The organism is Microseira wollei NIES-4236 (genome assembly GCF_020521235.1).
Classification (GTDB): Bacteria; Cyanobacteriota; Cyanobacteriia; order Cyanobacteriales; family Aerosakkonemataceae; genus Microseira; species Microseira wollei.
Window position 1 is genome coordinate 25,773 of sequence record NZ_BLAY01000047.1, and the last position, 13,226, is coordinate 38,998.

General features: G+C 46.4%; 11 protein-coding genes. All 11 read left to right on the forward strand.

From position 1 onward, the window contains the following. Positions 1-261 precede the first annotated feature (261 nt). The 11 genes from ebsA (at position 262) to MiSe_RS17070 (ending at position 13,223) form a co-directional block, all read left to right on the forward strand. Positions 262-636 (forward strand): type IV pilus biogenesis protein EbsA, encoded by a 375-nt coding sequence (gene ebsA, locus MiSe_RS17020; RefSeq protein WP_226582336.1) that lies wholly within the window; start codon positions 262-264, stop codon positions 634-636. 305 nt (positions 637-941) lie between these two features. Then, positions 942-2,057, forward strand: a complete 1,116-nt coding sequence (locus tag MiSe_RS17025) for a phosphotransacetylase family protein (protein ID WP_226582338.1) — start codon at positions 942-944, stop codon at positions 2,055-2,057. 45 nt (positions 2,058-2,102) lie between these two features. Continuing rightward, on the forward strand, positions 2,103-2,606 hold the full coding sequence (locus MiSe_RS17030) for a DNA recombination-mediator protein A (protein ID WP_226582341.1): 504 nt from the start codon (positions 2,103-2,105) through the stop codon (positions 2,604-2,606). 129 nt (positions 2,607-2,735) lie between these two features. Next, positions 2,736-3,152, forward strand: coding sequence for an MAPEG family protein (locus MiSe_RS17035; RefSeq protein ID WP_444980512.1), 417 nt, complete (start codon positions 2,736-2,738; stop codon positions 3,150-3,152). A 109-nt stretch (positions 3,153-3,261) separates the two neighbouring features. Then, positions 3,262-3,753 carry a YajQ family cyclic di-GMP-binding protein gene (locus tag MiSe_RS17040; RefSeq protein ID WP_226582344.1) on the forward strand — a complete coding sequence of 164 codons (492 nt, stop codon included), beginning with the start codon at positions 3,262-3,264 and terminating at the stop codon, positions 3,751-3,753. A gap of 157 nt (positions 3,754-3,910) precedes the next feature. Next, positions 3,911-4,381 carry a YidH family protein gene (locus MiSe_RS17045; RefSeq protein WP_226582346.1) on the forward strand — a complete coding sequence of 157 codons (471 nt, stop codon included), beginning with the start codon at positions 3,911-3,913 and terminating at the stop codon, positions 4,379-4,381. A gap of 156 nt (positions 4,382-4,537) precedes the next feature. Next, positions 4,538-5,788: a hypothetical protein gene (locus MiSe_RS17050; RefSeq protein WP_226582349.1), complete on the forward strand. Its 1,251-nt coding sequence runs from the start codon at positions 4,538-4,540 to the stop codon at positions 5,786-5,788. 581 nt (positions 5,789-6,369) lie between these two features. Further along, positions 6,370-7,809, forward strand: coding sequence for a DUF3131 domain-containing protein (locus MiSe_RS17055; protein ID WP_226582352.1), 1,440 nt, complete (start codon positions 6,370-6,372; stop codon positions 7,807-7,809). Positions 7,810-7,872: 63 nt separating this feature from the next. Further along, on the forward strand, positions 7,873-10,746 hold the full coding sequence (locus tag MiSe_RS17060) for a DUF3131 domain-containing protein (protein ID WP_226582354.1): 2,874 nt from the start codon (positions 7,873-7,875) through the stop codon (positions 10,744-10,746). Between the two features lie 15 nt (positions 10,747-10,761). Continuing rightward, positions 10,762-11,388, forward strand: a complete 627-nt coding sequence (locus MiSe_RS17065) for a glycoside hydrolase family 26 protein (RefSeq protein ID WP_226582357.1) — start codon at positions 10,762-10,764, stop codon at positions 11,386-11,388. A 410-nt stretch (positions 11,389-11,798) separates the two neighbouring features. Further along, positions 11,799-13,223, forward strand: a complete 1,425-nt coding sequence (locus MiSe_RS17070; RefSeq protein ID WP_226582374.1) for a DUF3131 domain-containing protein — start codon at positions 11,799-11,801, stop codon at positions 13,221-13,223. Positions 13,224-13,226 lie beyond the last annotated feature (3 nt).

Genomic DNA, 13,226 nt, shown 5'->3' on the forward strand with positions numbered 1-13,226 from the left:
GGAAACCCGGTTTCGACCTGGATCTCTGGTGGCCTTTCCCAAGGATTTTTCCGAGAAACCGGGTTGATTTGCCTGGGAGAAACCGGGTTTGGACCTGGATCTCTGGTGGCCAAACCAAGGATTTTTCGGAGAAACCGGGTTTCTTTTGGTGGCACTCCACACCCCGCTGCGTGGGAATAATAATAGATGAGGCAGCGATTCTCCGCTGCAAAGACGCGCCCGCAACTCAATCAATATAGCTAGAGCGAGGAAAATACCTATATGTCTATCGACAAACTACAGCCCGCCCCTCCCCAAACTTTGACCGTCTACATGCCCTACTACCAAGGGAACCAGCGCCAAGTGTTACCCTACGCGATGAGCCTCTACAAAGAAGGCAGTTTGGAGGGGGAACGCAAAATTGAAGGCGGTAGGAGCATCCCCTTCATCGCCACCTGGAACATCGCTAACCTGCCAGCGGACTTAACCCGCTGTCAGATGCGCTTTGACGGCAATGCCGAGCTGAGTTATGAAGTGACAATGGCTAATTTTGAATTTGTTAAATTCTTAATTGAACTGCTGATGAATTACAGAGGCACTCGCACGATAGATTTTTCCAAAACTTTCTACCGCAAGCTTTTACGTCTAGATGAATGAGCGCGCCTTTTTCCCTGTTAATGCCGTCGATTGTGACAATTTTTCAACGGCAATTGCACCTAGAATGAATGATGGGGCAAGACGCCAGTTACCAAATTTAAACGATTTAAGACTCCCGCCTGCTCCCCCAATCCCAGGGAAAAAAGTTTTTTAGTAAATTTTTCCGGAAACTAAAATTTAGTACCGCTTTTCCACTGTCAAAACAAGTTTTTCCACTGGGACGCGAAAGCGCCCGGAATCGAGGGGAGAGGGGGATTTGGCGTCAGTCGTGCCTGTGCCATTTGTTGAATTCAGGAGTAATTAGTGTGCCACAATCCACTGAGAAAACACGAAAAAGAGGGTCAAAATATCTGCTAGTAGGCTCAACTGAAGCTTGCAGCGGTAAGTCCACCACGATCCTGGGAATGACCCCGCAGTTACAGAAACGCGGACTCGACATCGCCTATGGTAAGCCGCTAGGAACTTGTTGGGAAGATGCCCATACCGATGGCATCGATGAAGATGCGAAGTTTTTGGCGCCGCTACTGCACCTAAAGGAAAACCGTTTGCTACGAACGATCCTGTTTCTCGATGAAACAACGATCCAAAAGCGGATGGTGGGAGAAGATCGAGTTGATTACGCCGCCTTACTGGCGCAAACCCTGGCGACGCCCGGTGGAGATTTAGTATTGTTAGAAGGCCCTGGGACGCTCGATGAAGGCAGTCTGTTTAACCTGTCGTTACTGGATATGGCTGAGTGCATCGACGCCTCGATTCTTCTGGTAGCGCGGTTTGAATCGGTTCTGGCGGTGCATAAGCTGGTGTCGGCAAAGCAAAGATTGGGCGATCGCTTGCTGGGTGTTTTGCTCAACGATGTCCCCTCGGAACAGTTGGAGATCGTCTCGACGATCGTCAAACCGTTTTTGGAAAATCGAGACATTCCCCTGTTGGGAATAGTACCCCGTAACACCCTGCTGCGCAGCGTCAGCGTCGGCGAACTCGTACACCAGTTGCAGGCAGAAGTACTCTGCTGCAAGGAACGCATGGACTTAATGGTCGAAAGCCTCACCATCGGTGCGATGAACGTATCTTCGGCGCTAAAGTATTTCCGCCAAAGAAGAAATATGGCAGTGGTAACGGGGGGAGATCGCACCGATCTTCAAATGGCGGCGTTGGAATCTTCCACCCAGTGCCTGATTTTAACCGGACACATCCCCCCAGTTGAGTTTATCCTCAGTCGCGCCGAAGAGGTAGAAATTCCGGTGTTGTCGGTAGATTTGGATACCCTCACCACCGTGGAAATTATCGACCGCGCCTTTGGACAAGTGCGCTTGCACGAACCAGTTAAGGTACAGTGCGCGTATCAAACGATCGGGCATCACTTTGAGATTGACCGACTGATGGCTAAATTAGGATTAGAAACTGCCCTGACGCTGCAATAGTCAAGGTTTGTTACAATAACTAGGTCGTTCAGCCTATAACCGGCCTTGAGTCAGTCGATAGATATTTCCAACGTCGATGTATTAGTCCAAGAACTGGCAACGATCCAGCAAACGGGTGCTAAGCGGATCGCCCTGTTGGGGTCGCGTCACGTTCCGATTACCCATCAACATCTAATTGAGATGATGAGCTATGCCCTAGTTTTATCGGGCAATCGGTTGATCACCTCCGGTGCCGGTGGCACCAACGGTGCTGCGATTCGAGGGGCGATGCGAGCTGACCCCAAACTGTTGACGGTGATTTTACCTCAAAGTTTGGAGCGTCAGCCCCGCGAATCTCGCGAATTACTAGAACAGGTGATGCATTTGGTGGAAAAACCAGAAAACGATCATCTGCCTTTGGGAGAAGCGAGTGCTTTGTGTAATCAGGAAATTGTCACTCGGTGTCAGCAGCTAATTTGCTTCGCGTTTCACGATAGCCGCACGCTGCTGCAAACTTGCAAGGATGCAGAAGACCAACGAAAACTGGTGACGTTGTTTTACTTTGATTAGCGTGGCGCGATTATTTGCCTGCAAAGTTATGCTAATTGCTAATTGCTAATGGCTAATTGCTAATTGGGCTAACCTTAAGCTATTAGTTATTAATTATTAGCAGAAATTAAACTTTTAAAATACAGGTGAATGATGCTATCTCAACTGTCGGTGTCTTTTATTCTGCTTGCCAGTATCGTAGCGGCTACCGTTTTGGTATATCTACCGTTTTTGGTGGTGGCTTACGGACGGCAACAGGTCGGCTATGATACGGCTGCACCGCGTGCCATGTTCGATAAATTGCCGGACTATGCTCAGCGGGCGACTTGGGCGCATCAAAATGGCTTTGAATCGTTTATGATGTTTGCGGCAGCAGCACTGATGGCTTACGTGACGGGTGTAAATTCATCCTTGGCTGTAGTCGCTGCTCTAGCATACCTAATCGCCCGCTTGCTGTTCTCGGTATTTTATATCTTGAACGTGCCGCTATGGCGATCGCTCATGTTCGGTATCGGTTCCCTGGGAATCGGCACTTTAATGGTTTTGAGTCTTTTACAAACTAGGTAATGGGTAATAGGTAATAGGTAATAGGAATAATAATTACCAATTACCGCTCGCCAATTACCAATTACCCATTCCCAATTACCAATCACCAATTACCAATCACCAATTTATTATGGCATCTACATATTCATTCGATATTGTCAGCGATTTTGATTACCAAGAATTGGTCAATACTGTAGACCAAACCACGCGAGACATCGCCAGTCGCTACGATATTAAAGATACGAAAACAACCTTGGAATTAGGAAAAGAATCGATAATAATTAACACGGATAGCGAGTTTACTTTAGAATCGGTTCACACGATTCTGCAACAGAAAGCAGCGAAGCGTAACCTGTCGCTAAAAATATTTGACTACGGCAAAGTTGAACCAGCCAGCGGGAATCGCGTCCGGCAAGAAATTCAACTAAAAAAAGGCATTAGCCAAGAAATTGCTAAGGAAATTAGCAAGTTGATTCGAGACGAATTTAAAAAAGTACAAGCCTCGATTCAAGGCGATGCCGTGCGGGTTTCTGCTAAATCAAAAGATGAATTGCAAGCAGTAATTGGGCGCTTAAAGCAAGAAGATTATCCCGTGGCTTTGCAATTTACAAACTATCGCTAATGGCTGGCTAATGGCTGGCTAGTGGCTAATGGCTGGCTAATTGTTAAACTATAAGCAATGCCAAAAACTCGGTTTCTGTTGATCTTAATATTTTGACCAGCAATTAGCAATTAGCAATTAGCAATTAGCAATTAGCAATTAGCAGTAAAGATTAAAAATGGACATACCGCCAAAAATTGACCGCCAGCGAGAGCATCAAGCTAACGAACGTACTTTTTTGGCTTGGTTGCGGACTTCTATTGCTTTAATTGGGTTTGGGTTTGCTATAGCTCGTTTTGGTTTATTTTTGCGGGAATTGCAATCTTCCGTAACCGGACAAGACTCGCCCACCCACTCGTTTATCAGTTCTCAAACTATCGGCGTAGGTTTGGTAATTATCGGCATTATCTTGGTTGCTTTATCGGCGTGGCGCTACAACAAAGTATATGGGCAAATTGAGCGGGGCGACTATCGACCCAGTCGCTTAATCATATGGATAACTTCTGCAATTGTAATGATTATTGGCACTATTACTATTCCTTTATTGCTTTGGCGACAACCAGAGGTTCCGAGTAGGCCCTCTCCGCGTAAAAATAGTGTAAGCGATCGCTCCATAACTCATACCAGAAATCTCGAATCTCAGCGTTAACTGTTGACTTGGGATGAGAAACCGGGTTTGTTAAACAAACCCGGTTTCTGCGCGTTAGGCGTATTGTTAAGTTTTGTTTCAAAACTTGACATATAGAGAAAATAAATTACTACAATAGATGCAGGGAAATTTCAACCACTTGTGGTATAATTACTGATGCGCCCGTTGACTGTGAATTTCTCCGGCGCACGGCATAATCATCGCTACAGAAAGCTACTCGTGCCGTGCTTGCTGGGACGCCCTTGGGGATTGATTTGGTTTGTGAGTATTTGGATAATGGGAGGAGCAAAGTTACAAGCTGCACCGGAAGAGTTTGCTTCGGTTGCGCCAAGGGAACTGACATCAATGCCCCACGACGGTGTGGAAGCGACAACAGTTTCTTTGAACAAGCAATTAATTGCTGCACCGGAGAACTTGCAACCCAACCGGGATACGCCGGTTCCATCTCAACCCGCACCTGTTAAACCGCCGGAAGTTGCTCCCGCCAACGAGAAACCGCCCGAACCGGGAGAAGCTTCCCAATTGAAATTAGAGGGTTTGCAAGTTGATTTTCGCGACGATAGGGATAACTACGATCAGCACAATCAATTCATCGAACCAACGTTTCGGATTCGCTTACCAAACGGTCAAGCAATTCGGTTCAAAAGCGGGTATAACACTTTTGAACAACGCGGTTTTGATACCGTCACGAACATTCCCTTACAAGCAGTATGGGAAGGAAAAGTTGGGCCAGTTACCCTGCAAGCGGGTGGTGGAGTGGATGTGTTTAATCGACTTCCGACTGCGCTCAATCTTAACTTTAAGGCGGAGGCATCGATTTTTACTAACATGACACCCGATGGTAGATTAAGTTCGGGTTTATCTCTGTCGGGAATTCTGGAACAAGGGCCTTATAAATTCAATGCCCAGACGTTAGAAAATCAAATTACAGCGTGGCGGTTTGGGCCAAATTTGTACTGGCAGATCGACCCGAATACGAGCTTTTTCACGCTGTATCGTCGGGGTCAATACAACGATGGAAACCACGAAGACCAGACTTTTAGCCGGTTAGAGCGTAAATTTGGGCAGTTCTTTGTAGCGGCTAATTTATTTACTTGGAGTTACGAAGAAGATCGTTCGCCAAAGAGTGGTTATTTTTCCCCACAAGACTTTTTAGTTTATAACGGCGAAGTTGGTTGGGAAGGAGATATTACCAAGTTTCTGCGGTGTCGGGTATTTGGTAACTTCGGACAACAGCGACTTGATGGAACTTTTGATAATGCTTATAGCTATCAAGGTCGCTGTACGGCTAAGATTTCGCCGAATGTAGAAGCAGATTTTGGTTATGGTGCTTCCAACGTGCGAAATCGCGCTGGAGATGACTACAATAATCGCTCGTTTACAGGTCAATTGCGGATGAATTTTTGATTAGTTTGGTTTCGATAGCTGAAAATCGGGGTGCGATCTACCCAAATGGCGATCGCAAAGCACGAGCGGATAAAGATTTCACTTTCCAATCATAAATGCTGAGTCAGTGTCAAAGGTTATATGTACGCGAATCTGCGAACAGCTACAAAATAACTGACAAGGAAATTCAGTATTTTCACGCTGGGGTATTTCGCTAGAAGTGGGAATAATAAATCAAAGAAAGACAGAAGAACGGGTATGCGGTCGAATGGCATCAGGTGTAGCCGAGGGTTTTCTAGGTGAACTTAGGGCTGTCATTTACCGTTAAACGTTCTTAATCTCAAGGGGTTGCATCGCTAGTTCCGAACTGAGTGGGAAAGATTTTTTACCTAATTTTTCCCGAAGTGTAGTTTGAATCAACTTGACTTTCACAAAAATTCCACAATTGGGATTTATGTTGGAAGTAAAGAAGGGTTAAACCCAACAGTATCGGCTCTGCAAGAGCTGATATCGTAAACCGTAGGCAGGGGCGATCGCCCATTGTGCAATTAGTCGCCCCAGCTTGCAAGTTCAATCTGCGTAAAAAACTCACCCAATCGGTCATGAATGAAGGTTTCGATCCACCACCAAAAAGTTTATCAATCCTGGCAATCGTTGGGGGAGTAGTAACCGCCGTCGTAGCGATCGCAATTTTAGAACCGCTATCCAACACGCCGAATCGCAATTTGTCCAAAGCAACACCCTCTCCCACCCCTACTGCTGAACTATCGGCTAGTGCCAAAATTGCCCAATTAGACGCAACATCGACGAAATTACCGGGTAATCCGGTAACTTCAGCCGATTTAGCCGCGACTATAACCCCAAATCTTGCCAGCAGCACGTTGACTGCGACAGAAATGGCGATGGCGAAGTCTGCTTGGGCGTATTTTCAAGCGAATTGGAACGAAGAGACGGGATTAGTCAATTCGGTGGACGGATTTGCGTCGGTGACGATGTGGGATCAAGCAGCTGCGATCGCTGCCTTAGTCAGTGCTAAAGAACTGAATCTGATCCCAGAGGATGAATTTTACGCCAAAATGCGCCAAATGTTGCGAACTTTGGCAAAAATGCCTTTATACAAAGGTGAATTACCCAACAAAGTTTACAACTCCAAAACCTTAATTCCCGTCAATTACGGTCAATTAGAAAAACGGGAAGAAATAGGCTGGTCGGCTTTAGATTTAGGCAGGCTAGCACTCTGGCTAAAAATTGTGGAAACCAAGTATCCCCAATTGCGGCGGCGAACCCAAGCAGTATGGAAACATTGGAATGTTGATCGTCTAACTAAAGACGGTCAAATGTATGGAACTGCGGTAGTTAACGGCAAAGAACAATACAACCAAGAAGGGCGTTTAGGCTACGAAAATTATGCCGCATATGGGCTAAAAATTTGGGGTGTAAAAGTAGATAAAGCCCTGGAATATCAATCCGATGCTGCGTTTGTCGAGCTTTACGGCTATGGCGTTCCCTACGATAAACGGGATGCTAAAAACTCCGGTGCGAATAACTACGTTTTGAGCGAACCATTTATTTTGGATGGAATTGAAACGGGATTTCAAGCATTACCAAAAGCTTATGCAGACAGAGTTTTAGCCGCGCAAGAAGCACGCTATAAAGCCACCAATCAGTTAACTGCTGTCACTGAAGATAATTTGGATCGAGAACCTTACTTTGTTTACAGCACTCTTTTTGTCAATGGAGATGCTTGGGCAACGATTACCGATACTGGGAAAAAATACAACAATTTAAGGTTTGTTAGCGCCAAAGCGGCGATTGGTTGGCACGTGCTTTACAACAGCACTTACACAACTGAGTTGTTTAATTTTGTCCAATATAACTTAAATTCAACCAAGGGTTGGTACAACGGTTTTTACGAAGAGTTGCAGGAGCCTAACAAGTCTTTGACGGCTAACAATAACGGGGTGATTCTGGAAAGCTTACTTTATAAAAAGGTTGGAAAACCTTTAACGGTTTGGGCTGGATTGTCACAAGATAGACGATAAAAAGTCAAGGGGAAAGAACGGTTAAATTTGGTTGAGGTTGCTACTGAAATGAAAGAGAAATTCATGGCAATAAAACGGGAGCGAAACAAGCGGATAAAACTGATTTCCCTATTTTTAGTGGGGTTGTTGTTCCAGCCTTTAGTGGTGATTTGTACTGGAATGCGATCGCTGGCTCAAACCCCACCCGCTGCGACATCAAATGCCTGCGCTGAAATTAGCTCACCCCTAACGCCAGAGGAACTGGCTGACGCTAAAACAGCTTGGCAATATTTCCTGAATAACTATCAGCAAGCTACGGGTTTTACCAACTCAACTGGGGGTTATCCTTCCGGCACGCTTTGGGATATGGGCAATTACTTGATGGCACTCAATGCCGCGCGCTGGCTGAATTTAACTGACCAAGCAGATTTTGACAATCGCCTCAACAAATTTCTCACCAATATCGGCAATTTGAAACTGTTTGAAGATACCTTGCCCAACAAGGTTTATAACGCAGCCAACGGGCAAATGGTTGATTATGGAAATAATCCGATTGAACGAGGAATTGGTTGGTCTGCTTTGGATATTGGTCGCATCCTTGCCGCGTTCCACGTTTTGCGTACTTGCCATCCTCAATACAACGATTGGCTAAAAGGAATTGTGGCGAAGTGGAACGTGGCAAAATCTCTCCAAGACGGACAACTTTTTGGGGCGACTGTTCTACCTGACAACAAAACATTGTTGGTGCAAGAAGGGCGATTGGGTTACGAGGAATATGCAGCCAGAGGTTACGAACTTTGGGGATTTAAAGCACCAAAAGCACTGGCGCTAGAACCGTTTAAATTTGTTGACGTAAATCAGGTCAAAATTCCGGTAGATACCCGCGACTACAAAGCCACCAATGCCAACAACTATGTAGTCAGCGAATCCTACATCTTAGATGGAATTGAATTTGGGTTAGAAGGGGTTTTGAAAGAATATGCTGCCAGGGTTTTTGAAGCGCAAAAGCGTCGCTACGAATCCACAGGGCAGCTAACGGCGGTAACAGAAGATAACCTCGACCAAGCACCTTATTTTATCTACAACACCGTTTATGCAAATGGGGTCGCTTGGGCGCCGATTACAGAAAAAAACGAACAGATTCCCCAGTTTCGCAACATTAGCACCAAAGCAGCTTATGGCTGGCGCTATCTTTATCCAGATAACCCTTATGCCCAAAAAGTTTTTGATGCGGTAAAAAGTTTGAAAAGTCCTGATAACGGCGGTTTCTACGCCGGACTTTATGAGGAAAGCAAACAACCGAATAAATCGCTAACGGGCAATACCAATGGGTTAATTCTGGAAATCCTTTATTTCAAAGCGAGGGGGAATCGCCCTTTAATTGGGTCAAATTTAGTCACTTTTGCTTCGCCATCGGGGGATAATTCTGCTGCTGCACCCTCGACTCCAACGCCTGAGAGTGCGGCAACTCCCACTGCACCACCCCTGGCGGCAACTCCCACCGCACCACCCCCTGCTGCAACTGAGACAGCTAAACCTGCGGAAACTAACGTTGTTGCTGTCGCACCCATTCCCTCGGTGGGGAAACTATCCTCGCGTTTGGAACTAGCTAGACCGCTGACGGCTGTAGAACGGCGGTATGCTGAGGGAGCGTGGAGCTATTTTAGGGCCAATTATCAGCCGAAAACTGGGTTGGTGAGCGATCGATCGGACACAAAAGCAGCAACAATATGGGGATTGGGCGATTATCTCGCCGCACTGCAAGCAGCAGATAACCTGGCGATTATTTCAGAGACAGAATTTGACCAACGCACCCGACATTTGTTAGCAGCTTTAGGCAAATTACCTTTATTTGCTGCCGAATTACCGACGCGGGGATACGATATTCGCACATTACAACCAGTAGATTACAACTCAAAACCCGTTGCCGAACCAACCGGATTTTCAGCATTAGATATAGGGCGACTTCTGGCAGCACTTTATAACTTAAAAAGTTACCATCCAGAATACACCAATGCCGTCGATCAACTGTTGTTGAATTGGTCGTATCTGCGAGTTGTGCGCGACGGGATGCTTTACAGTGCCGTTTCTGTTAAAGATGATACCGGGCAACCTTCCCAGCGCTTCAACCCCGAAACCCGCCTGGGTTACGAAGAATACGCCGCCCGCGCCTTTCAGATGTGGGGTTTTGATGTGGCAAATTCAGCCATCGGCGGCGAGTACGAAACCAGCAAGGTAGAAGATTTTAAGATCCCGACGCAACGCAAAAGACCGAATGGGAACACAAGTGTCAATCAATACACGGTTAGCAATCCTTTCCTAGTATACGGTTTGGAATTAGGCCCAGAACCACAAATGCGCCAATTCCTTACGGCAATGCTGCGCGCCCAAGCTCAGCGCTACCGTCGTACCGGCACTTTCACCGCCTCAGCTACCACCTTAATTGACCGCGAACCTTACATCGTACACAGCACAATTATCGGTCAGGGAGAACCTTGGGCGGCGCTGGGGTATGACGGGAAACCAGTAGCCGATGATACACGCATGGTCAGCACCGCCGCCGCGTTTGCCTTTCACGCCCTGTTTCCCGACGATGAATATGCCCGTCAATTATGGCAGGCGACAACTGACTTGTATAATCCGTTACTCGGATATTACGAAGGCTTTTACGAAAAAACCGGCAAAACCGCATTTGGCTTCACCGGCAATACGAACAGCACGATTTTGCAATCTTTACTTTACCAGGCAACCAATCGACAAGCTTTAATCCGCCCGATTAAAACCATGAATTCCCCTTGGTGGGAGGCAGTTGAACGGGGAAATTCCGGTCGCGGTTTACCGATGACTGCAACGGCGAAAGCACGCTTAGTTTCTGATAATACTGGTAGGTACTGGGTTTCTACTGATAAAACTGGAACTGCAACCGCAGCAACTTCCGTCAAATTAGATACTAAGTGAGTTAGAGGTGAAGAAATGCTGAAGTTTATCAAGCGATCGCCGCTACTAACATTCCTCCTGGTGCTGGGGGGTAGCATTTACGGGATGCAAAATATACCAGTAGCGGTAGGCGCTAAAGCGCCTACAAACGGGGCGCTAAAGCGCCTACTACAAACGGGCGTACCGAGAAATGCGGTGCGTTGGGTGTTTGCACCGAATGGTTGGAGTGAAGAGGCGCATCGATTTGAGAATTATTATCCGGGAAGTGACAAAGTAGATGTAGTCGCATTCAGCGCCTACAATTGGGGCTACTGTCCCAAATCGGATTGGAAAAATTGGGGTAACGCCGCCGATGCGTTTAAACCTTATGTCGAACGGATGCAAAAAATGGCTCCTGGCAAGCCAATTTTTATCGCTCAAACTGCTAGCACCAGTTACAACAAAACCGGGGCGAATAGTAGTGATAAAGACAAATGGGTTAACGATGCTTACACTTATCTAGCTTCTGTTCCCGGCGTGCAAGGCATCATGTATTTCAACATCGATAAAGAATGTGATTGGGCGCTCTACAATGACAACGGTAACAAATCGGATGGTTACAAAACCGCTGTTAGCAATCCTGCTTTTACTTACGTTTCACCGACTGAGATAAATCGACAATGATGGCAATGACGAGCGCGATTTTACCAGTATTTCTAGTTGTGACAACCAATCAGCAACAATTGGTTTGTCCGGGGGTACAGGTATGGGAATGCTCGTCAACCTGTTGCAGCAGGGAGCATGTCAGGAATGCAAATCTACGCCGAGACCCTGAAGGGTGCGGCGACAAAAACGAAGCCCGCTTTAGCGGGCTAAAGCTTTTAAAGCCTGGGTCGGCAGGCTTTGTCTGTGTAGCGACACGCTTTAGGGTGTCCGCTACAAATTTGACATGCTCCCGTTGCAACACCCGCCAGGGAATAAATTCCCTGGCTTATAGCGAAAGTCGTCTAAAGACGACTGCTCCAAAATTTCCAGTCCATTTTAATGGACTTTCGCTGTTAGCCCGGAAATTTATTTCCGGGCGGGCTGAAAACATGAATGAGAATGATGCTCGTTCGCAAAATCAACGCCGTCAATTAATCGCTTTGCCCGATTATTATCACAGAGATTGGCAACCTCCCAGTCCCTCGCTACCTACAACAACACCACCGCCTGCTATACCTTTTGAAGAACATGCTGCACCCGCTGAAAAACCTTCTTTACCTCCTCCCATTGCGATTGAGAAACCCGTTGAACAGGTATCGCCACCGAAATCTGCACGCCCGATTGCACCACCCGCTGCGCCACCTGTCGCGAACACTCCACCGAGATTAACGACGGATGCAGATCGAATTGCTGCTAGACGCGCTTGGCAATATTTTGAGCGCAATTGGAATGCTCAAACGGGTTTTGTTAATTCGGTGGAAAACTATCCTTGGACGACTTGGTGGGATCAAGGTAGTGCGATTTTAGGAATGCACGCGGCGCACCGATTGGGGTTAATTAAAACCGAGGAATTTAACAGCAAAATAAATCGATTGTTGCAGACTTTGGAAAGATTGTCCCTCGCCGCAACAGGGTTGCCAAATAAAGCTTATAGCACCAATACAGCGCAGATGATGCGTTTGGATAATACACCCGATCCCAGGGGGACAAGCGGATGGTCGGCGCTAGATATGGCGAGGTTTTTGCTCGGATTGCGGGTTTTGCGATCGCATTATCCCCAATTCCAGGCGCGCTGCGATCAGATCGTCGCGAAATGGAATTTATCTCAACTCGTTAAAGACGGTTGGTTACAAGGTGGAATTATAGACAGCAACGGCAGAATTCGCCTCGTACAAGAAGGGCGATTTGGCTACGAACAATATGCCGCCTATAGTTTAAAACTCTGGAATATCGAAGCATTAAATGCTTTAAACAATCCACCATTCCAGACAATTCAGATTGATGGTATTGAATTACAAATCGATCGACGAAACTTAAGCAATTCTGGCGCGAGTAATTATTTAACCAACGACCCTTATTTACTCTGGGGCTTAGAGTTAGGCTGGAATGATTCGATTAAGCCTCACGTTTTAAATCTTTTCAAAGTGCAAGCAAAACGCTTTGAAACTACAGGAATCTTGACAGCAGTAAACGAAGATTCTATCGATCGTCCGCCTTACTTTTTATACTACAGCGTCTATGCTAACGGTCAATCTTGGATGCCAATTAATATTGAGGGGAGAACCTTCCCCCATTTGAGATTTTTAAGTACAAAAGCTGCATTTGCTTGGGCAGCACTAATGTCAAACGAACCCTATGCTAAAAAGCTGCGGGAGTCAGTACAAAACTTAGCTGCTCCCAATCGAGGTTATCTAGCAGGGCGCTATGAAAATCCTCGCTTGGGCGTCAATAACGCAATTGACGTTAATACGAATGCGGTAGTTTTAGAAAGCCTGCTTTACCAAGCAAGAAGCGGGCGTTCTTTAGTTTTTTAATTG